At 69.8% G+C, this 25727-nt stretch carries 27 protein-coding genes; 18 read left to right on the forward strand and 9 right to left on the reverse strand.

Annotation, left to right across the window (positions count from 1 at the left end; all coding sequences use genetic code 11):
* The first annotated feature begins 10 nt into the window (after positions 1–10).
* The 3 genes from KZJ41_RS20880 (at position 11) to surE (ending at position 2495) form a co-directional block, all read left to right on the forward strand.
* Positions 11–649 (forward strand): DUF2231 domain-containing protein, encoded by a 639-nt coding sequence (locus KZJ41_RS20880; protein WP_152104020.1) that lies wholly within the window; start codon positions 11–13, stop codon positions 647–649.
* A gap of 75 nt (positions 650–724) precedes the next feature.
* Complete coding sequence (locus KZJ41_RS20885; RefSeq protein WP_168579926.1) at positions 725–1699, forward strand: PfkB family carbohydrate kinase; 975 nt, start codon at positions 725–727, stop codon at positions 1697–1699.
* A 4-nt stretch (positions 1700–1703) separates the two neighbouring features.
* Positions 1704–2495, forward strand: coding sequence for a 5'/3'-nucleotidase SurE (gene surE, locus KZJ41_RS20890; RefSeq protein WP_006946475.1), 792 nt, complete (start codon positions 1704–1706; stop codon positions 2493–2495).
* A gap of 15 nt (positions 2496–2510) precedes the next feature.
* Here surE and KZJ41_RS20895 read toward each other — a convergent pair whose 3' ends face one another.
* On the reverse strand, positions 2511–3692 hold the full coding sequence (locus KZJ41_RS20895; RefSeq protein ID WP_251549509.1) for a zinc-dependent alcohol dehydrogenase: 1182 nt from the start codon (positions 3690–3692) through the stop codon (positions 2511–2513).
* Positions 3693–3910: 218 nt separating this feature from the next.
* Here KZJ41_RS20895 and KZJ41_RS20900 point away from each other — a divergent pair, with 218 nt between their 5' ends.
* From KZJ41_RS20900 to KZJ41_RS20910, 3 genes are all read left to right on the forward strand, one after another.
* A complete protein-coding gene (locus KZJ41_RS20900; protein ID WP_251549511.1) occupies positions 3911–5398 on the forward strand; it encodes an FAD-dependent oxidoreductase in 1488 nt (495 codons plus the stop codon).
* A gap of 68 nt (positions 5399–5466) precedes the next feature.
* On the forward strand, positions 5467–6039 hold the full coding sequence (locus tag KZJ41_RS20905; protein ID WP_029545230.1) for a type 1 glutamine amidotransferase domain-containing protein: 573 nt from the start codon (positions 5467–5469) through the stop codon (positions 6037–6039).
* Positions 6040–6100: 61 nt separating this feature from the next.
* Positions 6101–6850 (forward strand): PAS and ANTAR domain-containing protein, encoded by a 750-nt coding sequence (locus tag KZJ41_RS20910; protein WP_251549513.1) that lies wholly within the window; start codon positions 6101–6103, stop codon positions 6848–6850.
* Here KZJ41_RS20910 and KZJ41_RS20915 read toward each other — a convergent pair.
* Positions 6807–7004, reverse strand: a complete 198-nt coding sequence (locus tag KZJ41_RS20915; protein WP_029545235.1) for a hypothetical protein — start codon at positions 7002–7004, stop codon at positions 6807–6809. The genes KZJ41_RS20910 and KZJ41_RS20915 overlap by 44 nt on opposite strands.
* A gap of 109 nt (positions 7005–7113) precedes the next feature.
* Positions 7114–7353: a CsbD family protein gene (locus tag KZJ41_RS20920; RefSeq protein WP_006946464.1), complete on the reverse strand. Its 240-nt coding sequence runs from the start codon at positions 7351–7353 to the stop codon at positions 7114–7116.
* Between the two features lie 401 nt (positions 7354–7754).
* Here KZJ41_RS20920 and KZJ41_RS20925 point away from each other — a divergent pair, with 401 nt between their 5' ends.
* The 3 genes from KZJ41_RS20925 (at position 7755) to KZJ41_RS20935 (ending at position 8976) form a co-directional block, all read left to right on the forward strand.
* The gene (locus KZJ41_RS20925) at positions 7755–7997 is read left to right on the forward strand and encodes a hypothetical protein (RefSeq protein WP_029545239.1); all 243 of its coding nucleotides are present in this window, start codon (positions 7755–7757) and stop codon (positions 7995–7997) included.
* Positions 7998–8006: 9 nt separating this feature from the next.
* Entirely contained in the window at positions 8007–8369 is a 363-nt protein-coding gene (locus KZJ41_RS20930; protein WP_006946456.1) for a hypothetical protein, read from the forward strand.
* Between the two features lie 145 nt (positions 8370–8514).
* Entirely contained in the window at positions 8515–8976 is a 462-nt protein-coding gene (locus KZJ41_RS20935; RefSeq protein WP_072635801.1) for a DUF4383 domain-containing protein, read from the forward strand.
* 39 nt (positions 8977–9015) lie between these two features.
* Here the strand turns inward: KZJ41_RS20935 and KZJ41_RS20940 are convergent, their stop codons facing one another.
* Positions 9016–9438 (reverse strand): STAS domain-containing protein, encoded by a 423-nt coding sequence (locus KZJ41_RS20940; RefSeq protein WP_251549515.1) that lies wholly within the window; start codon positions 9436–9438, stop codon positions 9016–9018.
* Between the two features lie 282 nt (positions 9439–9720).
* Here KZJ41_RS20940 and KZJ41_RS20945 point away from each other — a divergent pair, with 282 nt between their 5' ends.
* Positions 9721–10152 carry an ATP-binding protein gene (locus tag KZJ41_RS20945; protein WP_029545248.1) on the forward strand — a complete coding sequence of 144 codons (432 nt, stop codon included), beginning with the start codon at positions 9721–9723 and terminating at the stop codon, positions 10150–10152.
* A complete protein-coding gene (locus tag KZJ41_RS20950) occupies positions 10149–10946 on the forward strand; it encodes a SigB/SigF/SigG family RNA polymerase sigma factor (RefSeq protein ID WP_043803315.1) in 798 nt (265 codons plus the stop codon). The genes KZJ41_RS20945 and KZJ41_RS20950 overlap by 4 nt, the downstream gene beginning before the upstream one ends.
* Before the next feature lie 22 nt (positions 10947–10968).
* On the opposite strand, the gene KZJ41_RS20955 is transcribed toward KZJ41_RS20950, so the two are convergent.
* The 5 genes from KZJ41_RS20955 to aceA form a co-directional block, all read right to left on the reverse strand.
* Positions 10969–11235 (reverse strand): DUF4235 domain-containing protein, encoded by a 267-nt coding sequence (locus tag KZJ41_RS20955; protein WP_006946450.1) that lies wholly within the window; start codon positions 11233–11235, stop codon positions 10969–10971.
* 70 nt (positions 11236–11305) lie between these two features.
* The gene (locus KZJ41_RS20960; RefSeq protein ID WP_251549517.1) at positions 11306–12346 is read right to left on the reverse strand and encodes an NAD(P)-dependent alcohol dehydrogenase; all 1041 of its coding nucleotides are present in this window, start codon (positions 12344–12346) and stop codon (positions 11306–11308) included.
* 84 nt (positions 12347–12430) lie between these two features.
* Complete coding sequence (gene metE, locus KZJ41_RS20965; protein ID WP_006932986.1) at positions 12431–14716, reverse strand: 5-methyltetrahydropteroyltriglutamate--homocysteine S-methyltransferase; 2286 nt, start codon at positions 14714–14716, stop codon at positions 12431–12433.
* A 108-nt stretch (positions 14717–14824) separates the two neighbouring features.
* Positions 14825–15721 (reverse strand): 3-hydroxybutyryl-CoA dehydrogenase, encoded by an 897-nt coding sequence (locus KZJ41_RS20970; protein WP_006932984.1) that lies wholly within the window; start codon positions 15719–15721, stop codon positions 14825–14827.
* Between the two features lie 121 nt (positions 15722–15842).
* Complete coding sequence (aceA, locus tag KZJ41_RS20975; RefSeq protein ID WP_006932982.1) at positions 15843–17132, reverse strand: isocitrate lyase; 1290 nt, start codon at positions 17130–17132, stop codon at positions 15843–15845.
* Positions 17133–17665: 533 nt separating this feature from the next.
* On the opposite strand from aceA, the gene KZJ41_RS20980 reads away from it, so the two are divergent.
* From KZJ41_RS20980 to urtD, 7 genes are all read left to right on the forward strand, one after another.
* Positions 17666–18814 carry a globin domain-containing protein gene (locus KZJ41_RS20980; RefSeq protein WP_029545254.1) on the forward strand — a complete coding sequence of 383 codons (1149 nt, stop codon included), beginning with the start codon at positions 17666–17668 and terminating at the stop codon, positions 18812–18814.
* 59 nt (positions 18815–18873) lie between these two features.
* Positions 18874–20286 carry an acetate metabolism transcriptional regulator RamB gene (gene ramB, locus KZJ41_RS20985; protein WP_006932979.1) on the forward strand — a complete coding sequence of 471 codons (1413 nt, stop codon included), beginning with the start codon at positions 18874–18876 and terminating at the stop codon, positions 20284–20286.
* 197 nt (positions 20287–20483) lie between these two features.
* On the forward strand, positions 20484–21377 hold the full coding sequence (locus KZJ41_RS20990) for a hypothetical protein (RefSeq protein ID WP_251549518.1): 894 nt from the start codon (positions 20484–20486) through the stop codon (positions 21375–21377).
* 262 nt (positions 21378–21639) lie between these two features.
* Positions 21640–22908 carry an urea ABC transporter substrate-binding protein gene (urtA, locus tag KZJ41_RS20995; protein ID WP_006932975.1) on the forward strand — a complete coding sequence of 423 codons (1269 nt, stop codon included), beginning with the start codon at positions 21640–21642 and terminating at the stop codon, positions 22906–22908.
* A gap of 37 nt (positions 22909–22945) precedes the next feature.
* Positions 22946–23830, forward strand: a complete 885-nt coding sequence (gene urtB, locus KZJ41_RS21000; RefSeq protein ID WP_006932965.1) for an urea ABC transporter permease subunit UrtB — start codon at positions 22946–22948, stop codon at positions 23828–23830.
* Positions 23830–24948: an urea ABC transporter permease subunit UrtC gene (urtC, locus tag KZJ41_RS21005; RefSeq protein ID WP_051446196.1), complete on the forward strand. Its 1119-nt coding sequence runs from the start codon at positions 23830–23832 to the stop codon at positions 24946–24948. The genes urtB and urtC overlap by 1 nt, the downstream gene beginning before the upstream one ends.
* Positions 24945–25727: an urea ABC transporter ATP-binding protein UrtD gene (gene urtD, locus KZJ41_RS21010; RefSeq protein ID WP_251549520.1), complete on the forward strand. Its 783-nt coding sequence runs from the start codon at positions 24945–24947 to the stop codon at positions 25725–25727. The genes urtC and urtD overlap by 4 nt, the downstream gene beginning before the upstream one ends.

Below are 25727 nucleotides of genomic sequence, written 5' to 3' on the forward strand. Positions count from 1 at the left end.
GGGGCGGGGTATGCCCGTGGGCATGACGGACTCGCAGATGGAGATCCTGTATTCCGGGACGGAGTCGGCGGCGTGGCTGGACGGTCCCGCCGAGGTGCTGCGGAAGCAGGTCGGGCGGCTGGCGGACAGCCCGATCGGGGCCGTGCTGCACGGCGCTCCCGTGGGCCACCCGCTGCACCCGGCGCTGGTGGCCGTCCCCATCGGGGCGTGGACCGCGGCCGGCGTCTTCGACGCCCTGCGACAACCCGAGACCGCGCGGCGGCTGATCGGGCTCGGTCTGCTGGCGACGCCGCCGACGGTTCTGGCCGGCTGGGTCGACTGGGTGCACACCGACACCGTGCAGCGCCGGGTGGGGTTGATCCACGCGGCCGTCAACGGCGCCGGAGCAGCCCTCATGGCCCTGTCCTACCGCCAGCGCCGCCGCAGTTCCGGTCCCGGCGCGGTGACGCGTAGCGCCGCCGGCGCGGTGACGCGTAGCGCCGCCGGCGCGGTGACGCTGAGCGCCGCCGGCACCGTACTGATCGGGCTGGGCGGCCTGCTGGGCGGGCACCTCGCGTACTCGCTCGGCGCCAATGTGCGCCCGCCCGAGGTGCCGAACGCCCCCGTCTACGATCCCGTCCTCGCCGACTCCCCCGGCGATACGGCCTGAGCGAGGCCGCACCGCAACGCGAACCGCGCGTCCGCCACCGCGGGCGCCGTCTCCTCCCCATTTCGAAGGACATGCATGAACCCCGCTCCCCGAGACGGCAACGACGACAGCGCGCCCTCCGCCTTCGTCTTCGCACCCACTCCCCTGCTCACCGTCACCATCGAGTCGTCGCCGTCGGATGTCCCGGAACTGCACGTCCACGCCGGCGGGCAGGGCTTCTGGATCGCCCGCATGGCGGTCACACTCGGCCTGAAGGTGCGGCTGTGCGGCACCTTCGGCGGCGAGACCGGCCCCGTCGTCAGCGATCTCATCGCACGGGAAGGCGTATCGGTGCGATCGGTGTTCACCGCCGGCCAGAACGGCTCGTACGTGCACGACCGCCGCGGGGGTGAGCGTGAGGAGATCGTGGAGGTTCCGCCGCCGACGCTCAACCGGCACGAGGCCGACGACCTGTTCGGCGCGGCGCTGGCCGAGGGCCTCGAGGCGGACGTGGCGCTGCTCGGTGGCCCGCATTCCGACCGGGCGGTGCCGCACGACGTCTACACCCGGCTGGCGGCCGACCTGACCGCCCTGGGTGTTCCCGTCGTCGCCGACCTGTCCGGCCCCACCATGACCGCGGCGCTCGAGGGCGGTCTCGCCGTGCTCAAGGTCAGTCACGAGGATCTCCTCGAGGACGGCAGGGCGAAGTCCGACGACATCGACGACCTCACCGCGGCCATGAAGGAACTCGTCTCGCAGGGCGCCCGCAACGTGGTGCTGTCTCGCGCCGGCGACCCCGCCCTCGCCCTCGTCGACGGCGAGCTGTGGGAAGTCGTCGCGCCGCCGCTGAACATCGCCGACCACCGCGGCGCCGGCGACTCCATGACCGCCGGGATGGGCGCCGCGCTGGCCGCCGGAGCCACGATGGTCGAAGCCCTGCAGCTCGGTGCCGCGGCGGGCGCCGTCAACGTCACGCGGCACGGGTTGGCCACGGGGCAGCGAGAACTCGTCGACAAGGTCGCCGAGAGCGTCGAGGTCCGGCCGTTCGCGAAGGGGAAGAGCGGGAGGTAGGAACGTGAGAGCGCTGATCGTCAACGACGACGGGGTGGACAGCCACGGCATCTCGGTGCTCGCCCGGGTGGCGGTGGACGCCGGTCTCGACGTGGTGGTGGCCGCCCCCCATGCCGAGCGCAGCGGCGCCAGCGCGTCGCTCAGCGCACTCGAGGAGGACGGCCGGCTCGTCGTCGCGCCGCGGGCGTTCCCGGACCTGCCGGACACGACGGTGCTCGCCGTCGAGGCGTCGCCGGCCTTGATCGCCTTCGTCTCGATGTACGGGGCGTTCGGCCCCAAACCCGACATCGTCCTGTCGGGAATCAACCACGGCCCCAACACCGGCCACGCGATCCTGCACTCCGGCACGGTCGGCGCGGCGCTCACCGGAGCCAACCACGGCAGCCTGGCCCTGGCGGTCTCGCTGTCCGGTTCGGTCCACGAGCACTGGGAGGGTGCCGAGGTCGTCGCCCGGCACGCCCTGCAGTGGGTGCTGACGCAGGGCACGCCCGGCACGGTGCTCAACGTCAACGTGCCCGACATCCCGCTGAGCGAACTGCGCGGCCTGCGCACGGCACCGCTCGCGGCGTTCGGCGCCGTGCAGGCCGACATCGGCGAAACCGACCAGGACCCGGACGACGGGGAGCGCCAGTACGTCACCGTGACCTTCAGCGACATCCGGGCCGACGAGGCCGAGGACACCGACGCGGGCCTGCTCGCCCAGGGCTGGGCGACCGCGACGGCGTTGCGCTCCCCATTCGAGGCCGCCGACGTCGACACCGCGGATCTGCCGCGTACCGCGGCCGACCTGGTGTGACGCCGGCGGCACCGGTCAGGGCTCGAGCTGGATCTTGATCGCGCCCTCCTGCTTGCGCTGGAAGATCTCGTACGCGTGCGGGGCGTCCGACAGCGGCAACCGGTGCGTGGCGAAGGTGTCCACTCCGAGCGGATCGTCGTCGGTGAGCAGCGGCATGATCTGCGGCACCCAGTGGTTGACGTTCGCCTGACCCATCCGCAGCCGGATCTGCTTGTCGAACAGGGTCATCATCGGCATCGGGTCGGTCATGCCGCCGTACACGCCGCTGAGCGAGAGGGTGCCGCCCCGGCGCACCACGTCGATCGCGGTGTAGAGGGCGTGCAGCCGGTCGATACCGACGTGGGTCATCAGCGGCGCGGACAACGCGGACGGCAGCAGCCCCGTCGCGGTCTGCAGGGCGGTGGCGACGGGTGACCCGTGCGCTTCCATGCCGACCGCGTCGATCACCGAGTCGGTGCCGCGGCCGCCGGTGCGGTCGCGGATCATCTCGCCCAGCGAGTTCCCGGCCTCCTTCAGGTCGATGGTCTCGATGCCGCGGGTGGCGGCGCGCGCGAGCCGCTCGGGCACCATGTCGACACCGATCACCCGGTGGCCGCGGTGCACGGCGATCCGTCCGGCCATCTCGCCGATGGGCCCGAGGCCGAGCACCGTCACCGAACCCCCGTCGGGCACATGCGCGTACTCCACGGCCTGCCAGGCGGTGGGCAGCACGTCGGACAGGTAGACGAACCGCGAGTCCGGCGGCCCCTCCGGAACCGAAATGTGGGTCGAATCCGCATGCGGCACACGCAGATACTGCGCCTGGCCACCGGGCACGCTCCCGTACAGCTTCGAATACCCGAACAGCGCCGCGCCGGTGCCCTGCTCGGTGACCTGGGTGGTCTCGCACTGGGAGAACAGGCCGTCCCCGCACATGAAACAACTGCCGCACGAGATCTGGAACGGAATGACCACGCGGTCGCCGGGTTTGATCGAGGTGACCTCGGAACCGACCTCCTCCACGATCCCCATGGGCTCGTGGCCGAGGATCTCCCCCGGCGACATGAACGGTCCGAGCACTTCGTACAGGTGCAGATCCGAACCGCAGATGTTGGTGGTGGTGACGCGGATGATCGCATCGGTGGGCTGCTCGATCCTCGGGTCGGGGACCGTATCGACACTCACCTTCCGCTTGCCCTGCCATGTCACTGCTTTCATCGCCGATCCTCCCGCCCGGTGGTCCGGGCACCTCTCGTCGTGGACTGCGCGGCGCACTGCCGGACCGGCACCATGACGCACTGCCGGACCGGCACCATGACGCACTGCCGGCTCTGCACGGCCTACCCCGCACGACGGGGCGCAAACCTCGACCGGCCCGGCGCAGGACCGGTGACCAGCGCGGGTTTCCCGGGCGCGGCACGGGGCATCCCTCACAGGTGACCTCACTGTGGCTCTCCCGCCCCGACACCGCCCGCACCGACGACACGCCGTGGCCCGAGGGCCCGGCCCGCTTCGACACCGTGGTGGTCGGCGCCGGCCTCACCGGCATGGCCACCGCCCTCCTGCTCGCGCGCGCCGGCCACCGCGTGGCCGTCCTCGAGGCCCGCACGGTCGGCGCCGTCACCACCGGCAACACCACCGGCAAGATCAGCCTGCTGCAGGGCAGCACCCTCTCCAGCATCGCCCGAGGCCATTCCCGCGACGTCCTGCGAAACTACGTGGCCGGCAACCTCGAGGCGCAACGGTGGGTGGTGCAGCTGTGCCGGGAGCGGGGCCTGCCGATCGAATCCGCGGCCGCCTTCACCTACAGCGCCGGCGAGGAGGGCGTGGCCACGGTGCGCGCCGAGCACGAGGCCTGCCGCGCGGCCGGTCTCGACGCCCGCATGACGACGGAGACGGAACTGCCGTACCCCGTGGCCGCGGCGGTGACGCTGCCGGATCAGGCGCAGATCGATCCGATGCCGTTGCTGCACGAACTGGCCCGCGAACTGCGGGAGCGCGACGGCGCCCTGTTCACCGGCTGCCGGGTCCGGAAGGTCCGCTCGGACCGGAACGGATGCGTCGCGGTCACCGATCACGGCGAGGTGCGGGCCGGGCACATCGTGCTGGCGACGGGGACGCCGATCCTCGACCGCGGCGGGTTCTTCGCCCGGCTCGAGCCCCAGCGGTCGTACGCGGCCGCGTTCGAGGTACCGGGCGACATTCCGAGCGGGATGTATCTGTCGGTGGATTCGCCGACGCGCTCGCTGCGCACGGCCTACGGGGGGCGGTACTTCCTCGTCGGCGGCAACGGCCACACCGTCGGGCGGGCACACGACCATCGGGGCGCCGCGGACGATCTCGTGGCGTGGACGGGCCGTCACTTCCCGGGTGCGAAGACCGTGGCGCGCTGGTCGGCGCAGGACTATGCGACGCTCGATCACCTGCCGTACGTGGGCCCGCTGCTTCCCGGCAACGATCGGCTGCTCGTGGGCACCGGCTACGGCAAGTGGGGCATGACGAACGCGGTGGCGGCGGCGCGGTTGCTGTCGGCCCGCATTCTCGGCGAGACGGCTCCGGAATGGGAGTCGGCGTTCCAGGCCTGGAGTCCCACACAGCTTTTCGATCTTCCGGCAGCAACCCGGCTCAATGCCGCGGTCGCGGTGGAGATGACGCGCGGATGGGTGCGGCCCGAGTTGTCCGGCGACGGCGCGTCCCCGCCGGAGGGCCGCGGCACGGTACGCCGGGAGAAGCTCCGCCCGGTCGGGGTGTGCACCGTCGACGGCACCACGCACCGGGTGTCCGCAGTGTGTCCCCACCTCGGTGGCGTGCTGCGATGGAACGACGCGGAAGCCTCCTGGGACTGCCCGCTGCACGGCTCCCGCTTCGCCGCGGACGGGCGCCTGCTCGAAGGCCCCGCCACCCGGGATCTGGCACCGGAGTGACGTTTCCCGATTGCCGGCCTCGGGTACGCGATCGAGGAACCTTCCCACGACGAAAGGACGACTTCGCGATGAGCGCTTCAGGGAACGGCCGGCTGGCGGGACGCACGGTCGCCGTCCTCGCCACGAACGGCGTCGAGGAGGTCGAGCTGGTGGAGCCGCGCCGGGCAGTCGAGGAGGCGGGCGGCACGGTGCGCCTGCTGTCGCTCGAACCCGGCGAGATCCAGGCCATGAAGTCCGACGTGCACGCGGCCGGCCGGCACCCGGTCGACCAGGTGGTGTCGGAAGCGTCGGTGTCGGACTTCGACGCGCTGATCCTGCCCGGCGGTACCACGAACCCCGATCATCTGCGCCAGGATCCCGCCGCCGTGGCGTTCGTGCGGGACTTCGTCGAGTCGGGCCGGCCCGTCGGGGTGATCTGTCACGGCCCCTGGACACTGGTCGAGGCCGACGTGGTCCGGGGTCGGACGCTGACGTCCTACCCCAGCGTCCGCACGGACATCCGCAACGCGGCCGGGAACGTGGTCGACGAGGAAGTGGTCGTCGACGGGAACCTGGTGTCGAGCCGCAATCCGAGGGATCTGCCCGCCTTCTGCGCCACCCTCGTCGAAGTGTTCGCGAACGCCGAGCAACACGCCGGCTAGATCACCTCACCTCACGCGATCCCGCAGCGGTAGGGCCCGTCACCGGAGGCATAATCGTTGCATGAGGGAACCGATCGTGGACGCCGGCGACACGCCGGTGGACGACGCCTTCGAACGGGTCTTCGCGAGCGGGAAGCCGCAGCGGGTCGGGAGTTTCCGCTACCTGATCGACGACGACAGGTGGGAATGGTCGGACGAAGTGGCGCGGATGCACGGGTACGCCCCGGGGACCGTACGGCCGACCACCGACCTGCTGCTCAAGCACAAGCATCCCGAGGACAAGGCCCACGTCGCGGCCATGCTGGGCGCCCTGCAGCGCAACGGCGAGCCGTTCAGCAGCCGGCACCGCATCATCGACACGCACGGCACGGTCCGGCCCGTCGTCGTGATCGGCGACCGCCTGCTCGACGAGCGAGGGCGGGTGATCGGCACGGCCGGGTTCTACCTGGACCTGTCCGACGCGTACGACGACGAGGTCCGGCACAGCGTCGACGAGGCGGTCTCGGCGCTCGCGCACCACCGTGCGGTCATCGAACAGGCCAAGGGCATGCTCATGGCGGTCTACGGGATTCCGGCGGACCGCGCCTTCGAGATCCTCGCCTGGCGGTCCCAGGAGTCGAATGTCAAGCTCCGCACGCTCGCCGAGCAACTCGTCCGGGACGTCACCACCGGACTCGACGCACCGGCAACGCTTCGCACCGCCTTCGACCATCTGCTCATGACCGCGCACGAGCGGATCCCGTCGCCGCGGCAGCCCGCGGGTCCGGTCACGGACTCGGCTGGGGAAGCTCGCACTCCACCTTCGGATTGACTCCGGCGTAGTTGAGGGGCCCCGCGATCACCGTCACCGCGACGGTGGCGAAGTCGGCGCAGCTCTGCTCGGCTTCCGTGAAGTACCCCCGCTGCCCGGCGGCGATCGCACCGATCACCAGCCACACCAGCACAACGAACGTCAGGATACGCATCGCTCCTCCTCCGGGGCGAAGACCCGGGAGCCGAACGGCCCCCGGGTCGTGGACGAACGACGGCGCGACCGCCTGCGCGGCCGGTCACCGATTCACTGCTGATGCGGATTCACTGCTGATGCGAGCGCTGGCGCGCCTCGTCGACCTCGGCGTCGGCGCGTGCCTTCTCCGCCTCGGCTTCCTTCTTCGCGGCCTCGCGCTGGCTGTCGGCCTTGTCCTGCTGGGCCCGTCCCTCGCGGGTGAGTTCGTCGCTGCCGACGACGGCGCCGGTCGCCTCCTTGGCCTTTCCCTTGACGTCTTCGACGACGCCCTTGACGCCTTCGCTCGGACCGCTCGTGTTCTCTGCCATGCGACTCTCCCTCAGTCGGCGTTCCTCACTTGCGAACCATGGGTACCCCGCCGGCACCCCGGCAAATCGTGCAGGACTGCGCCACCTACATCAGAATCCCCACGATCACCACGAGAAAGAGGACGACGATCAGCACGATCGCACCGATCGTCAGAATCCCCGTGGGCGGGAATCGGTTCCGCGTCCGCGGCTCGGGGCCGGCAGACCGGAGACGGAGCCCGAGCCGGTGTCGGGCCCGGTGCCACACCCCCGCCGGGCTCGACGTCGCGCAGATCTGGCGCGCTGGTACCTGATCGTCGCCGGCCCGGCGGATCCGGCCGGCGACGACGGTGTGCGCCGTTTGACGTAACCGAGGGTGGGGCACCCGATCCGGAGGACAGATATCGGAGAGGAGGACCGTGATGACCACGTGCGACACCTGTGGCAACGACTACGACAAGACCTTCACCGTCACCCGCGGCGACGTCTCGGGCACGTTCGACAGTTTCGAGTGTGCCGCACAGGCGATGGCCCCGCAGTGCGCCCACTGCGGTTGCCGCATTCTCGGGCACGGGGTCGAGGCCGACGGCACCATGTATTGCTGCGCGCACTGCGCCCGGCAATCGGGTCAGGCAGCGCTCACCGACCGCGCCGACCGGGCGTAGGGAGGTGCTGTGACGCAGGATGTGGAGAAGCGATGGCGGGACCCGCGCGCCGCCCGCGCAGCGGTGCGGTACGCGGCCGTGATCGTCGCCGCCGCCCTGCTGCTGATGGCGGCGGTCGTGATCTGGGCCGCCGCGAGCGGTGACCGATGCGCCGACGAGGAATTCCTCGTGTGCACCGACCCTGCGCGGCTCGTCCTGGCCGTCGGCCCCACGGCGATCCTGCTCCTCGGGGCCGTCGGTGCATTCGTGCAGACCTACCGGGTGTGGCGCTCGGGCGGGACGTGGCCGATCTGGCACGGCACGGGCTGGGGGCTGATGGTTCTGACCCTGGTGTACGGGTCGATCTCGTCCGGCGTCCTCGTCGGGGGCTGAACCGCTCAGACGACGACCGGACGGGATTTCGAGGGCGACCCGCCCGGGGGTTTCGGGGCGACCCGCCCGGGGGTTTCGGGGCGACCCGCCCGGGCTATCCCTGCGTCCCGGGGCGCGGTGCCCCGCGCACCCCGATGGAGGAACGATGATCCGATCCAGCCCGTATCCCAGGGTGCAGCGCACCCGGATCCAGGGTTACGCCTTCGCGATCGGCATCGTGTTCCTCCTCATCGGGGTGCTCGGATTCGTGCCCGGACTGACCAGCGGGTACGGCTCGATGGCCCTCGCGGGGCAGGAGTCGAATGCGCATCTGCTGGGCCTGTTCCGGGTCTCGATCGCCCACAACGTGCTGCACCTCGCCTACGGGGCGGCGGGGATCCTCGCCGCCCGGGGGATCCGCGCGTCGCGGATCTACCTGATCGCGGGCGGCGCCGGGTACCTCGCGTTGTCGGCCTTCGGCATGGTCCTCGGCCACGACAGCCACGCCAACGTGGTGCCGGTCAACGCGGCCGACAACTGGCTGCACCTGGTGCTGGGTGTGCTGCTGCTCGTCCTGGCGGTCGATCCCCGCGGCAACCGCCCGCCGAAGCTGCCGAAGCCGGTGTGACCCGCGCCCCGACGGGGGGTTCGCTTCGGGAGAGCCGGGTCAGGCCGGAACCCGCAGGGCGTGGATCGCACTCTCGAGCGAGGCGTGCGCGTGGACGGGGTCGCCGAGCACCCGCAACAGCCGGTGTACCGGCCGTCCGCCCACGAGGGCCCACCGGGAACTTCGGCGCCGGGCCAAGGTGTCGAGCTCGTCGAACACGGTCAGGCCCGCCGACCCGAAGAACTCCACGTCGGAAAGATCGAGCACCAGGCGCGACGACGGGTGCATCTGGCCGCCGGCGTAGCTGCGCAACGCCGAGGCGTTGCGCATGTCGAGCTCGCCCGCCACGGCGACCCGGACGAGGCCGGAACTGATTCTCTCCGTGGAGAAATCGGCCCCGGCGGACGTATGGAAGGAGACCGGTGAGCGATCCGATCGGGTGACCCACAGCGACGTGACTTTGCGCTGAGAAACGACAGACATGAGCTTCCCATCGTGGAAAGAGGATGGAAGCGTCGACAGAGCGGGGACCGCACCGACACCGGTCACCGCGGATGTGCGGCGCCTCCGAGTCAGGCTGTGTGCTCAACCTCACCCATACCCTACGGCAGCCCCTGCGGCACCGCAAAGGGCGGATCGACCTGACGCGGCGCCGCCCCGGCGGCGCGCGTTTCCGCATGATTGAGAACCCCGCGCCGCGGGTAGTCTCGCCAGGAACACCCGCTCGCCCGGGCCCCCACCTGCCGCAACGGAGAAACGACACACATGGCGAACACGGCATCGATCGACTCGGCCCTCGAACGCACCCACCCCGTAGTGGAGTTGCGGGTACGGGCGGAACCAGGCCAGCTCCCCGTCCTGCGCGCGGTCGCTGCCGCCATCGCTCTGCAGCAGGGCTTCGACCTCGACGCGGTGGCCGACGTCAAGCTCGCGATCGACGAGGCGGGCACCCGGCTGATCACCCGGGCCCCGCAGGGCGCAACGTTGTCGTGCCGGTTCCAGGCCATGCCGCCGGCACTGCGGATCAGCGCGTCCGCTCCGACGGTGGACGGCGGACTGACGGCGGACTCGCGGACCTTCGGCTGGCATGTGCTCAACGCACTCGCCGACTCGGTCGAGGTGAACGTGGACGAATCCGACGAGGGCTCCGTCACCACGATCGACGTGTCCCTGACCGACAGCAGCGCTGTTCTGTGACGGGGACCGGCGCCCAACGGCGCAGCGGCCGAGCCGCCGACGAATACGCCGACGTCATCCCCCTCTTCGAGGAAATGGTGACGTTCGACGAGGACGATCCCGCGCGCGGAGTCTTGCGGGACAGCCTGGTCGAACGATGCCTGCCCCTCGCGGAACACATCGCCCGCCGGTTCGACGGCCGCGGCGAGGCATTCGACGACCTCCTGCAGGTCGCCCGCCTCGGCCTGGTCAACGCCGTGGACCGTTTCGACCCCGAGCGGGGCTCGGACTTCGTGTCCTTCGCGGTTCCGACCATCATGGGCGAGGTGCGCCGGCACTTCCGCGACGCCGGTTGGGCGGTGCGGGTGCCGCGCCGGATGAAGGAGATGCATCTGGCGCTGAGCAAGGCGACCGGGGAACTGTCACAGCGCCTGGGCCGCGCCCCCACGGCTGCCGAACTCGCCGCCGAGCTGGGCCTCGATCCGGAGGAGGTGGCGGAGGGCCTCGTCGCCGGCAACGCGTACCAGGCGGTCTCTGTCGACCGTCCGGCCCCGGCCGGGGACGACGGCGTCACCCTGGCGGACACTCTCGGCGACTACGACGCCGCGCTCGCGCACGTGGAGAACCACGAGGCACTGCGCCCGTTGCTGGCTGCGCTGCCGGAACGTGAGCGCACGGTCGTGCTGCTGCGGTTCTTCGGGAACATGACCCAGACCCAGATCGCCGAACGTGTCGGCGTGTCCCAGATGCACGTGTCCCGGCTGCTGACGAAAACCCTCGCCCAGCTGCGCGAACAACTGGGCGAGGGTTTCTAGGACCCGCAGGCCCCGGGCGTCGTCATTCCTTCCCGGGCCAGGTGCCGGTGACGCGGCGGAAGCCCACCGCGCTCGCGCGGTTCGCCGCCGCGCTCACCGCACCGAAGATCGCTCCCTGCACGGCGGCGGAGACCAGCACCTCCCGCCACCCGAAGCGGCTGTCCATGGCCTCCGGCGGATCGTCCTGGCCGGCGCCGAGCGCCCACACCTTCCGGAACACCATGCCGGCGGCAACGCCCGCCAGGGAACTCACCACGAGGCTCACGGGCCGGTACAACGCCTTCTTCACATTTCCTCCACGTCTCGAGATACGTGGCGGGAGTACCCGGCCGCCGCGGTCTCACACCTGCCCGCCCGGCTCAGATGGTGGCGGCGTCGATCACGAACCGATAGCGCACGTCGCTCGCGACGACGCGGTCGTACGCCTCGTTGATCCGGTCGGCCGAGACGACCTCGATCTCCGCGCCGATGCCGTGCTCGGCGCAGAAGTCGAGCATCTCCTGCGTCTGCGGGATGCCGCCGACCATGGAACCGGCGAGGCTGCGCCGGTTCTGCGCGAGCGAGAACGCCCGGACCGTGAGAGGGTGTTCGGGCAGGCCCAGCTCGACGAGGGTGCCGTTGCGGGCGAGCAGCGACAGGTAGGCATCCAGGTCGAGGTTCACCGAAACGGTGTTGACGATCAGGTCGAACGTGCCCCGCAGATCCTTGAAGGTCTGCGGATCGGTCGTTACGCGGTAGTCGACGGCACCGAAGCGCAGCCCGTCCTCCCGCTTGGCCGGCGAGTGCCCCAGCACGGTCACCTCGGCACCCATCGCCGCGGCGATCTTCACGCCGACGTGGCCGAGCCCGCCCATCCCGATCACGGCGACCTTCCTGCCCGGTCCGGCGCCCCAGTGCCGGAGCGGGGAGAACAGGGTGATGCCCGCGCAGAGCAGCGGCGCCGCGGCGTCGAGCGCAAGACCGTCGGGGATCTTCAGGACGAAGTGCTCGGTGACGACGATGTGGGTGGAGTAGCCGCCCTGGGTCACCTCGCCGTCGCGGCCGACGGCGTTGTAGGTGCCGGTGACCCGGCTGGTGCAGTACTGCTCGTCGCCGCTGGTGCAGGCCTCACACGCGAGGCACGAGTCGACGAAGCAGCCGACGCCGACGCGATCGCCGACGGCATGCCTGGTCACCTCGGCGCCGACGGCGCTCACCACCCCGACGATCTCGTGCCCGGGAACGACGGGGTAGCGGGTGCCGCCCCACTCGTTGCGGGCGGTGTGGATGTCGGAATGGCAGATCCCGGCGTACCTGATCTCGATGAGCACGTCGAGCGGACCGAGCTCACGCCGCTCGATGGTGGTCTTGACGAGGGGAATGTCCGCCGCGGTGGCGGCGTACGCGGCAACGGTAGTCATGCAGACATGCCTACCGGCCGGCGACACGACGCGCACCCGCGGGGGCTGTCCGCGGGTGCGCGTCGACGGGCGCGGCCTGCCGGTCTACTGCCCGGCCGCGCGTCGCCGCAGACGACGTGCGGCGGCGACGAGGTTGCGCAGCGACGGCTCGAGCTGCCAGTAGTGCCGGGTCTTGAGCCCGCCGTCCGGATTCGCCCACAAGCGGTCGAGTTCGACGGATTCCGCTGCGGTGCTGAGCAGTTCGTCGAGTTCGTCGATGTCGGGGATGCGCGCCGATCGGCTCTCGTAGACGCCGGGGCCGACACCGTGCGTGAGGGCCTTGTCCTTGATGGCCTCGAGCACCCAGCGGATCGAGCGGGTCGCGACGATCGCCGTGACGTCCGCGTCGAGCCGTTCGATCGCGTCGACCACCGACGCCTGACCGGAGTAGGTCAGGTGCGTGTGGATCTGCGTCTCGGGCTTGGCGCCCCCGGTCGCGAGCCGGAACGCGTCGACCGCCCAGTCCAGGTACTCGGCCCGGCCGTCCTGCCGCAACGGCAGCAGTTCCCGGATGGCGGGCTCGTCGACCTGGATGATGGCGATGCCCGCCCGCTCGAGGTCGGCGATCTCGTCGCGGATGGCGAGCGCCAACTGGTCGGCCGTCTCGTGCAGGGGCTGGTCCTGACGCACATACGACCGCGCCAGCATCGTGACCGGGCCCGTGAGCATGCCCTTGACCGGCTTGTCGGTCAGCGACTGCGCGAACGCGATCCACTCCACCGTCATCGGCTTCGGCCGCACGATGTCGCCGTAGAGGATCGGCGGGCGCGTGCACCGCGACCCGTACGCCTGCACCCAGCCGAAGTGCGTCGTGGCGAAGCCCTCGAGCAGCTCGGCGAAGTACTGGATCATGTCGTTGCGCTCGTGCTCACCGTGGACGAGCACGTCGAGGCCGATGTCCTCCTGCAGCCGGACGGTGGACTCGATCTCCTCCTGGATGCGCTTGACGTAGTCGTCCCACGACATGCGGCCCTCGCCCAGCTCGTAGCGGGCCTTGCGGATCTCGTCCGTCTGCGGGAACGACCCCAGCGTGGTCGCCGGCACCGGCGGCAGCTTCAGCCGCTCCTGCTGCGCGGCGCGCCGCTCCTCGTACGGGACGCGGCGCCGGTGCTCGGGCCGCAGGGCGTTGACGCGGGCGCGGATCGCGTGCTTCTGCTTGAAGTGCACCGACGTCGGCGGCTTGCGCCACCGCTCCTCCGCGCCGGTGGTCAGCGCCTTGGCGAGCGAGACCACCTCGCCCACCTTCTGCTTGGCGAAGGCCAGCCGGTCCGCCACGTCGCCGGGGATGTCGTACTCGGCGAGCACGTCGTAGGGCACGTGCAGCAGCGAGCACGACGTGGAGACCACCAGGTCGGGCGTCACGGCCGCGAGGCTGCTCAGGTACTCGAGCGTGCGGTGCCGGTCGGCCTTCCACACGTTGCGGCCGTCGACGACCCCCGCGTAGATGCGCTTGCGCTTGAGGCCCGGCACCGCGGCCAGCTCCTCCGCGCTCATCCGGCCGTTGACCAGGTCGAGACCGATGGCCTCGACCTTGGTGGCGGCCAGGATGGGCAACGCCTCGCCGAGGTGACCGTAGGGGCCGGTGACGAGGAGGCGCGGACGCAGCGGCGCGTGGGAGAGCGTGTCGTAGGCGCGCGCGAAGGCCGCGAGCTCCTCCGGGGTGCGGTCCTCGGTGAAGGAGGGCTCGTCGAGCTGCACGCACCAGGCGCCGGCGCGCGCGAGCTCCGCGAACAGCTTCTCGTACTCGGGCAGCAGCCGGTCGAGCAGCTCGAGGGTGGAGAACCCGTCCTGCTCCGACGTCTGCGAGACCTTGGACAGCAGCAGCAGCGACACCGGACCGAGTACGACCGGGCGCAGGTCGATACCGCGGGCCTTGGCGCGCTCGAACTCGTCGAGCACCGCCGCCGAGTTCAGCGCGAAGGTGGTGTTCTCGTCGAGCTCGGGCTGCCGGTAGTGGTAGTTGCTGCCGAACCAGCGGACCAGCTCGAGCGGCGGGAAGTCCTCGCGGCCCCGGCACAGCGTGAAGTAGAAGTCGAGCGGGTCGAGCTCGCCGACGAGCGGGCGGAACCGCTCGGGGATCGCACCGAACAGCAGCGCGTTGTCGAGCACGTGATCGTAGTAGGAGAACGTGTTACCGGGCACCTGGGTGAGCCCGGTGGCGGCGAGCTCGCTCCAGGTGGACTCCTGGATCTCGCGGGCCACCGCGACGAGCTCGTCGCGGGTCCCGGTGCCGTGCCAGTAGGCCTCGAGGGCACGCTTGAGTTCACGACGGGGTCCGATGCGCGGATACCCGAGGATGCTCGAGCCGTATCCGTCTGCAGTGCTGGCCATTCGGGGTCGACCTTTCCCTCGATGCACCTCGCGCCCGTGTCCCGACAGTCAGCGCGACGGCTGTGCTGTCGGCACACGGGCGCCGAGGTGCGGTGTGGTGCTACCTACCTAGCTGACTTTCTTGGCGGCACGACCGTTGTCGGCATATTCGTAGAAGCCGGCGCCCGACTTCTTGCCGACGAGGCCGGCCTCGACCATACGCAGCAGGAGCGGCGGAGCCGAGTACAGCGGCTCCTTGAACTCCCCGTACATCGAGTCGGCGATCGACTTGACCGTGTCCAGGCCCACCAGATCGGTGAGCGCGAGCGGACCCATCGGGTGGGCACACCCGAGGACCATCGCCTTGTCGATGTCCTCCTTGGTGGCAAAGCCGGACTCGACCATCCGGATAGCCGACAGCAGGTAGGGCACGAGAAGCGCGTTGGCGATGAAGCCGGCCCGGTCGGAGGACCGGACGACCTGCTTGCCGAGCACCTCGGAGGCGAAGGCCTCCGCGCGCTGGGAGACCGCGGGGCCGGTCTTGAGCGTGGTGACCAGCTCGACCAGCGGCAGCACCGGAACCGGATTGAAGAAGTGCATGCCGATGACCCGCTCGGGCCGGGTGGTGGCGATGCCCAGCTTCATGATCGGGATCGACGAGGTGTTGGACGCCAGCACCGCGTTCGGATCCGTGACGATCTTGTCGAGTTCCGCGAAGATCTCGGCCTTGACCTTCTCGTCCTCGACGACCGCCTCCACGACGAGCTGGCGATCGGCGAAGTCGCCGAGGTCGGAGGTGAAGCGCAGCCGCCAGGCGGCCTGCTCACGCTCCCGTTCGGTGATCTTGCCGCTGCTGACACCGCGGTCGAGGGACCGGAGGATGCGGGCACGCCCGGCAGCCGCGAGTTCGCGGGTCTGCTCGTACACAAGTACGTCGACATGAGCGCGTGCGCACACCTCGGCGATACCTGCGCCCATGATCCCGGCGCCGATCACGCCGACGCGCTGAATCTTTTCGCTGGTCACGTCAGCTCCTACTCGTCATGTGGGGGGGTCGTGAAAGGGGTTCTGACAGGGGGTGGATACGGCGGCGGCGGGACCTGGTCGTCCGAGATCCCGCCGCGCACCTACATCCGGTTGCCGGTTCCTAGTGGAACTGGCCCTCCTCGGTGGAGCCCTTGAGGGCTGCCGTGGAGGTGTTCGGGTCGACGGTGGTGGCGATGGCGTCGAAGTAGCCGGCGCCGACCTCACGCTGGTGCTTGACGGCGGTGAAGCCACGCTCCGCGGCAGCCTTGAACTCGCGCTCCTGCAGGTCGACGAATGCGGTCATCCCCTGGCGGGCGTAGCCGTGGGCCAGGTCGAACATGCCGTAGTTGAGCGAGTGGAAGCCGGCGAGGGTGATGAACTGGAACTTGAAGCCCATCGCGCCGAGCTCCTTCTGGAACTTCGCGATGGTCGCGTCGTCCAGGTGCGCCTTCCAGTTGAAGGACGGCGAGCAGTTGTAGGCGAGCAGCTGGTCCGGGAACTCGCTGCGGACGGCCTCGGCGAACTTCTTGGCGACCTCGAGGTCCGGCACGCCGGTCTCCATCCAGATCAGATCGGAGTACGGCGCGTAGGCCTTGGCACGCGCGATGCAGGGCTCGATGCCGTTCTTGACGCCGTAGAAGCCCTCGGCGGTACGGGTGCCGTCGAGGAACTCACGGTCACGCTCGTCGACGTCGGAGGTCAGCAGCGTCGCCGCCTCGGCGTCGGTGCGGGCGATGACGACCGTCGGGACGTCGGCGACGTCGGCCGCGAGGCGAGCCGAGGTCAGGGTGCGGATGTGCTGCTGGGTCGGGATGAGCACCTTGCCACCGAGGTGACCGCACTTCTTCTCCGACGCGAGCTGGTCCTCCCAGTGCGAGCCGGCGACACCGGCCGCGATCATGGCCTTCTGCAGCTCGTAGACGTTGAGCGCGCCACCGAAGCCGGCCTCACCGTCGGCGACGATCGGGGCGAGCCAGTTGTCGACCGAGGTGTCGCCCTCGATCTTGGCGATCTCGTCGGCGCGCAGCAGCGCGTTGTTGATGCGGCGGACGACCTGCGGCACCGAGTTCGCCGGGTACAGCGACTGGTCCGGGTAGGTGTGGCCGGACAGGTTCGCGTCACCGGCGACCTGCCAGCCGGACAGGTAGATGGCCTTGAGGCCGGCGCGGACCTGCTGCACGGCCTGGTTGCCGGTGAGGGCGCCCAGCGAGTTGATGTAGTCCTCGTTGTTCACGAGGTCCCACAGAATCTCCGAGCCGCGGCGGGCGAGGGTGGCTTCCTCGACGACGGTGCCCTGCAGCTTGACGACCTGCTCGGCCGTGTAGTTGCGGGTGATCCCCTTCCAGCGCGGGTTGGTGTCCCAATCCTTCTGGATTTCCTCAGCGGTCCTCGGGGTGCCGGTGGTCGACATCTAAGCTCCACTCTCTAGATCGGATCCGCGCCGGACGCTCTGCAGTACGTGCGTACTACTTCACATCCTTCGCGAACCTTTCGGATGTACCACTCGACAATGACACACCCGGAAAGTGCCGTCTACCTGTTGCTAGTGCCAATCTTCGCTAGTTTTTCCCCAGGCTTTGCAAAGGTTGTAAACCTTTGGCGCGTCCAACGAACCCGACCCGGACCCCGATAGCTACCCGCCGGTAGCAATCACCTCGGCATTGTCCCGCGGCGGGCGCGCCGCCCGGCAGCCGACGCCACTGCCCCGCACCCGCGGCCCACCAGCGACGGAGCCGCGGATCACCACGAAGATTGTGACGAGTTTCACACCCGGAGGTCCGGCAAATCGGGAAGTCGCCCCGGTCGAATCGGGGGTCGGCCAGGATCGCTCGACTACCATGTGCGCGTTGACCAGTCGGGGCCGGTCACGCCGCTCGGGCGTGCCCACTCCCCACTCGCACACGAGTCGAGGAGGGCGCCATCCTTTCCGCCACGTCGAAGCCGGTGATCGAGGCCACCCTCCCGGTCGTCGGCGCCCACATCGGCCAGATCTCCGAACTGTTCTACGAAAAGCTCTTCGCGGCCGCGCCGTCGCTGCGGACCGACCTGTTCAACCGCACCAACCAGGAGAACCGGGAGCAGCAGAAGGCGCTCGCGAGCTCGGTCGCCGCCTTCGCGACGCTGCTCGTCACCGAGGACGCCGCCGACATCGACGCGATCATGGCCCGGATCGCCGCCAAGCACGCCTCGCTCGGCGTCCAGGCCCCCCACTACGACGTGGTCCGGCACCAGCTGTTCGCCGCGATCGGCGAGGTGCTCGGCGACGCGGTCACCCCCGACGTCGCCGCGGCCTGGCGCGAGGTCTACACGCTGATGGCCAACTCGCTCATCGAGCAGGAGTCGGCACTCTACGACAAGGCCGGTGTCCGGCCCGGCCAGATCTGGCGCGTCGTCGTGGTCACCGACGTCCAGTTCGACGGCGCGGAGGTCGCGACCCTGACCCTGCGCTCCCTCGACGGCAGCCCGCTTCCGGATTTCCTTCCCGGACAGTACATCTCCGTCGCGACCACCCTGGGAGACGGCACCCGGCAGATCCGCCAGTACACCCTCGTGCGCAGCCACGTCCCGGGGGAGTGGGCCGTCACCGTCAAGCGGGTCCCGGGCGGGATCGTCTCCCAGCTCCTCGTCGGCGGCGTCGGCATCGGCACCGAACTCGTCGTCTCGCATCCGTTCGGCAGCCTCGTCGTCGAGGACGCCGACGCTCCCCTGGTGCTGATCTCCGCCGGCATCGGCGTCACCCCGACGCTCGCGGCGCTGCAGCACCTGGCGGCGCACCGCTCCGAGCGCGAGGTCCTGGTCGTGCACGTCGACCGGTCCAGCTACGACCATGCGCGGCGCGCCGAGACGCAGGCCCTGGTCGACCGTCTGCCGCGGGCCCGCATGCTGACCCGCTACTCCGAGTTCGAAGAGCTCCGCGAGGACGGCCACACCCCGCTCGACGGCGTCGAGCTGCCGAAGGATCCGCAGGTGTACGTGTGCGGCCCCGTCCCGTTCATGCGGTCGATCCGGCAGACGTTGCTCGGAGCGGGAGTCTCGCCCGACGCCGTCCACTACGAGGCCTTCGCGCCGGGGTCCTGGCTGGGACTCGAGTAGAGCGCTAACGTTGCGAACCTGTCGTTGCGAAGCTGTGTAGACGCTCGTACGCTGGGCTGATGCCAAAGACGTTCGTCGGCGCCCGCCTGCGCCAGCTGCGCACCGAGCGGGGACTCAGCCAAGCGGCGCTGGCCAAGACCCTGGAGATCTCGGCCAGCTACCTCAACCAGATCGAGCACGATGTGCGGCCGCTCACCGTACCGGTCCTGCTGCGCATCAGCGAGGTCTTCGGTGTCGACACCACGTTCTTCTCGTCCCAGGACGACACCCGGCTCATCGCCGAGATGCGGGAGGTGGCCCTCGATCAGGAGATGGGCATCGACGCCGACGCCCAGGAGATCGCCGCGATGGTGTCGGCGCACCCCGGGCTGGCGCGGGCCATGGTCAACATGCACCGGCGGTTCCGCAACACCACCGCCCAGCTCGCCGCCGCCACCGAGGACCGCTACAGCGACGGCAGCGGCAGCGGCACCATCACCATGCCGCACGAAGAGGTCCGCGACTACTTCTACCAGCGGCAGAACTACCTGCACGACCTCGACACCGCCGCCGAGGAACTCGCCACCCGGATCCGCTTCCACCGCGGCGACATCTCCGGCGGCATCATCAAGCGCATGGAGACGGTGCACGACGTACAGCTCGTCCGTCGCGTCGACCTCGGCGAGAACGTCCTGCACCGGTTCGACCCCGCCACGCGCGTCCTCGAGATCTCCGCGCGGCTGTCGGGCGGCCAGCAGGTCTTCAAGCTCGCCACCGAGCTCGCCTACCTCGAGTGCGGGGAGCTGATCGAGAAGCTGGTCGCCGAGGGCGCGTTCACCAGCGAGGCCTCCCTCGCCCTGGCCCGCCACGGCCTCGCCAACTACTTCGCCGCGGCGATCATGCTGCCCTACGCGCAGTTCCACGAGATGGCCGAGGACTTCCGATACGACGTCGAGCGGCTCTCCGCCTTCTACGCCGTCAGCTACGAGACCATCGCCCACCGGATGTCGACCCTGCAGCGGCCGAAGCTGCGCGGCGTGCCGTTCTCGTTCGTGCGCGTCGACCGGGCGGGCAACATGTCCAAGCGCCAGTCCGCCACCGGCTTCCACTTCTCCACCAGCGGCGGTACCTGTCCCCTGTGGAACGTGTACGAGACCTTCGCGTACCCGGGCAAGATCATGACCCAGCTCGCGCAGATGCCCGACGGGCGTCGCTACCTGTGGGTCGCCCGCACGGTCGAGCGCCGCGCCGCCCGCTACGGCCAGCCGTCGAAGACGTTCGCGATCGGCCTCGGCTGCGAGCTGCGCCACGCGCACCGCCTCGTCTACGCCGACGGCCTCGACCTCGACGACAGCAACCCCGGTACCCCCATCGGCTCCGGCTGCCGTGTGTGCGAGCGGCTGAACTGCCCCCAGCGCGCGTTCCCGCCCCTCGGGAAGGAGCTCGTCATCAACGAGCACCAGAGCTCGGTGTCCCCCTACCTCATCAAGTGACACCCGCGCGACGGCCGGACAGCCGCGCGCCCGACCCCGCTGATTGCCAGGATGGTCGTGAGACGGCGCGGCAGTGCGTCATCGATTTTCTCCACAACCGGACGATCGCTCCCCAGATCCGGTCCGGAGCGCGGAGTTCACGTCGAAGGGCCCCTCCGTCGGGGCACCGTGTTCGCCATGACCGACCACACCCGATCATGCGGCGCGACGCTGTCCGCTCCGGGCTCACCGAGGACGAGATCCGCCGAGCACTGCGCACCGGCGCCCTCGAGCGTCTCGACGCAGGCGTCCACCTGCCCAGGGAGATCGCAGCCGACCTCGACGACGCCGGCCGGCGCCTGGTGCGCGTACGCGCGGCCGCCGCCAAGCTCGGCCCCGCGGCCGTGATGAGCCACACCTCCGCCGCCGTCGTGCACGGGTTCGCTCTGTGGCGTCCGGACCTCACGCTGGTCCACGTCAGTCGGAATCGACCCTCCGGCGGCCGTCGCACCTCCCAACTACACGGGCACGCAACATCTTTCGCACCAAGCGATGTGGAGATCGTGGACGGGATACGGGTGACCTCGGCGGCGCGGACGATCGTCGACACGGCACGCCGCCTGGATGCCGACCGTGCAGTGGTGCTGAGCGACTCTGCACTGAGGCTGCGGCCTGCGGCCCACGCCGCACTCCCGGCCGCCTTGACAGCAGCCGACACGCGAACCGGAATTGCGGCGGCTCGACGAATGTGCGCATTCCTGGACGGACGAGGCGAGAGCCCGGGCGAGTCGATCAGCCGCCTCCGCATTCGGGCGGCAGGTCTGCCCGGCCCGGTCCTGCAATTCGAGATATGGACAGCCGGTGGCGCATTCGTCGCGCGCACCGACTTCTTCCGGGAGGAGTTCGGCGTCGTCGGCGAGTTCGACGGCATGGGCAAGTGCCGGTCTGCGGACCCCGGCGCAAGCGCCGAGACGGTGCGTCGCGAGAAGCTTCGTGAAGACGCGATCCGGGCACAGGGATACGAAGTGGTGCGCTGGACGTGGTCGGAACTCTTCCACTTCGACGACGTTCGTGCGCGAATCGACGCCGCAGCTCGTCGTCGCTGGCGGTAGGTCGTCCGGAAACCCGCACGGCGGCAGGACAGCCGCGCGATGAAAGGAGCGCGCCGCTGTCCTGCGGAGGCGCGGATACATCCGGACCTCGGCGTGTGCGCGTTCGGAAATCGAGCCGTAACACGGGTCACGAACTCGTCACCGCAGGACATTCCCATGCAACACCGGCCGCCTACTCTTCGGTCCACGGATACAGCGCTGTATACGCAGCCCGGATACACCGGGCCCCGTCCGGCTCCCACCTTCGAAGAAGGGCACCTCCATGCCAGTTGCCACGTCCAAGTTCGCCAAGCGCGCCGTCGCCGCGCCGGCCGCGCTGGCCGCCGTCGGCCTCGTGCTCAGCGCCTGCGGCAGCAAGGCCACCGACAGTACCGACGCTGCCGGGTCCGCCTCGTGCGTCGACACCTCCGGCGACACGATCAAGGTCGGTTCGCTGAACTCGCTGTCCGGCACCATGGCAATCTCCGAGGTCACGGTGCGTGACTCGATCGCACTGGCCGTCGAGGAGATCAATGCGAACGGCGGCGTTCTCGGCAAGCAGATCCGGATCGTGGCCGAGGACGGCGCGTCGGAGCCGACGGTGTTCGCCGAGAAGGCCGAGAAGCTGATCAGCTCCGACTGTGTGGCCGCGGTGTTCGGTGGGTGGACGTCGTCGAGCCGCAAGGCGATGCTGCCGGTGTTCGAGGACAACAACGCGCTGCTGTACTACCCCGTGCAGTACGAGGGCCTCGAGTCGTCGCCGAACATCTTCTACACCGGCGCGACCACCAACCAGCAGATCGTGCCGGCGCTGGACTACCTGAAGGAGAAGGGCGTCAAGTCCCTCTACCTCGTCGGCAGCGACTACGTCTTCCCGCAGACCGCGAACCGCATCATCCGCGCGTACGCCGAGGCCAACGGCATCGAGATCAAGGGTGAGGACTACACCCCGCTCGGGTCCACCGACTTCTCCACGATCGTCAACAAGGTCCGCACCGCCGACGCGGACGCGGTGTTCAACACCCTCAACGGCGACTCGAACGTCGCCTTCTTCCGCGAGTACTCCAACGTCGGCCTCACCGCCGCCGACATGCCGGTGATCTCGGTGTCGATCGCCGAGGAGGAAGTGGTCGGAATCGGCGCGCAGAACATCACCGGCCAGCTCACCGCCTGGAACTACTACCAGACCGTGGACGGCCCCGAGAACACGGCGTTCGTCGACGCGTACAAGGCGAAGTACGGTGCGAACAAACCCACCTCCGACCCGATGGAGGCCGCGTACGCGTCGGTGTACCTGTGGAAGAACACCGTCGAGAAGGCGGACTCGTTCGCCGTCGCCGACGTGCAGGCCGCGGCCGACGGCGTCTCGTTCGACGCACCGGAGGGCACCGTCACGATCGACGGGGACAACCACCACATCACCAAGACGGCTCGCATCGGCGAGATCCGGGGCGACGGACTGATCTACACGGTGTGGGAGTCGAACGGGGCGATCGAGCCGGACCCGTACCTCGAGAGCTACGACTGGGCCGCCGGCCTGTCCGGCAGCTGACCACCGTGACCGGGAAGCCGACGAGAAGGGAGGCGACATGGATGTCGTTGTAGGACAGTTGTTCACGGGCCTGAGCATCGGTTCGATCCTGCTGCTGGCGGCGCTGGGCCTGTCGCTGACGTTCGGGCAGATGGGCGTGATCAACATGGCCCACGGCGAGTTCATCATGGCCGGCTCCTACACCGCGTACGTGGTGCAGCAGGTGGTCTCGGCCGCCGGGGTGTCCCTGCTGGTGTCGCTGCTCGTCGGTTTCCTGGTCGGCGGCGTGATGGGGGTGCTGCTCGAGGTCACCCTCATCCGCCGCATGTACCACCGCCCGCTCGACACCCTGCTGGTGACCTTCGGCGTGGGCCTGCTGCTGCAACAGGCCGCCCGCGACATCTTCGGCGCACCCGCCGTCAACGTGGTTGCGCCGCAGTGGCTCTCCGGTGGCGTGGAGATCCTCGGGGCGGTGGTGCCCAGGACCCGGCTGTTCATCCTCGCGCTGGCCGTGGTGTGTGTGGTGATCCTGATCGCGGCGATGAAGTTCACCCCGATGGGCCGGCGCATCCGGGCCGTCGTGCAGAACCGCGATCTCGCCGAGACCGTGGGCATCTCGTCGCGGCGCACCGACATCACCACCTTCTTCCTCGGCTCCGGCCTGGCCGGCCTGGCCGGAGTGGCGCTGACCCTGATCGGCTCCACGAGTCCCACCATCGGCCAGTCCTACCTGATCGACGCGTTCCTGGTGGTCGTCATCGGCGGCCTCGGACGGATCGAGGGCGCCGTCATCGCGGCCGTCGCGCTCGGCCTGCTCAACTCGTTCATCGAATACTCCACCACCGCATCGATCGCGAAGGTGATCGTCTTCGTGCTCATCGTGATCTTCCTGCAGGTCCGGCCGCAGGGCCTGTTCGCGGTCAAGACAAGGAGCCTGGTCTGATGCCTGCCCCGACACGTCTGCCGGCGCTCACCCGACCCGGACCGGCCCGCACGTGGGCCGGGTTCGCCCTCGCCGCACTCGTTCTGTTCGCCCTCGCCCCCGCCGTGCTGTCGGACTTCCGCCTGAACCTGCTCGCGAAGTTCCTGTGCTTCGCGATCGTCGCCGTCGGCATCGGTCTCGCGTGGGGCCGCGGCGGCATGCTCACCCTCGGCCAGGGCGTCTTCTTCGGCCTCGGCGCCTACCTCATGGCGATGCACCTGAAGATCGCCGACGCCGGGCTGCGCGGCGACACCGTCCCGGACTTCATGCAGATCGCCGGCATCCGCGAATTGCCCGGCTACTGGGCGCCGTTCGCCTCTCCGCTGGTGACGATCGTCGCGATCCTGGTGCTGCCCGCCCTGGTGGCGGTGCTGCTCGGGCTCGGCGTGTTCAAACGCCGCGTCAAGGGCGCCTACTTCGCGATCCTGTCCCAGGCCCTGACCGCCGCCTTCGCGATCCTGCTGATCGGCCAGCAGTCGATCGGAGGATCGAACGGGCTCAACCGCTTCCGCAGCTTCTTCGGCCTGTCCCTCGCCGACCCGGCCAACAAGCGGATGCTGTTCTTCGTCGCCGCGGGCGTCCTGCTATCCGTCGTCGCGCTCACCCGGCAGCTGATGTTCTCCCGCTACGGGGAGCTGCTCGTGGCCGTGCGCGACCAGGAGGAGCGGGTCCGCTTCCTCGGCTACGACCCCGCCAACGTCAAGGTCGTCGCCTACGCCGCGGCGGCCTTCTTCGCCGGCATCGCCGGGGCGCTGTTCGTGCCCATCGTCGGCATCATCTCCCCCGCCGATGTCGGCATCGTCCCCTCCATCGCATTCCTCATCGGCGTCGCCATCGGCGGACGCACGACCCTGCTCGGCCCGGTCCTCGGCGCCATCGGCGTCGCGTGGGCCCAGACCGCCCTGTCGGAGAACTTCCCCTCCGCGTGGACCTACGCCCAGGGCCTGCTGTTCATCGTCGTCATCGGGTTCTTCCCCGCCGGCCTGGCCGGCCTGGCGACGTTGCGCCGGCGACGCACCCGCACCGGCCCGGCGCAGCCGATTCCCGAACCGACCACGACGATGGAGCCGGTGAGATGACCGAACCCCACTACGGCGGCAACGCCGGCATGTCCAGTGAGTACCTCGAGATCCGCGACCTGCGGGTCAGCTTCGACGGCTTCACCGCCGTCGACGGGGTGGACCTGACCCTGCTGCAGGGCGACCTGCGCTTCCTCATCGGCCCCAACGGCGCCGGCAAGACCACCCTCGTCGACGCCGTCACCGGCCTGGTGCCGGCCACCGGGTCGGTCACCAAGTCCGGCATCGAACTGCTCGGCAAGAAGGTGCACAAGATCGCCCGCCTCGGTGTGGGCCGCACCTTCCAGACCGCGTCGGTGTTCGAACAACTCACCGTGCTGCAGAACCTCGACATCGCCGCCGGCTCCGGCCGCTCCCCGTGGTCGCTGCTGCGCCGCCGCACGACGGTGCTGCCGCAGATCGAGGAAGCCCTCGAGACGATCGGCCTGACCGACCTGCGCGACGTGCCCGCCGGCATCCTCGCGCACGGGCAGAAGCAGTGGCTCGAGATCGGCATGCTGCTCGTGCAGAACTCCGACGTGCTGCTGCTCGACGAGCCGGTCGCCGGGATGAGCCACGACGAACGCGATGAGACCGGCCAGCTGCTGCGCCGGATCGGGGCGCAGCGCACCGTCGTCGTCGTCGAACACGACATGGACTTCATGCGCGCCTTCGCCACCTCCGTCACCGTCCTGGCCCGGGGCCGGGTCATCGCCGACGGCACCGTCGAAGAGGTGCAGAACAACCCCCAGGTCCAGGAGGTCTACCTGGGCACCGCGACCGCCGCGCAGGAGGCCTGA

The sequence above is a fragment of the Rhodococcus sp. 11-3 genome, from assembly GCF_023704055.1.
Lineage (GTDB): Bacteria > Actinomycetota > Actinomycetes > Mycobacteriales > Mycobacteriaceae > Rhodococcus > Rhodococcus aetherivorans.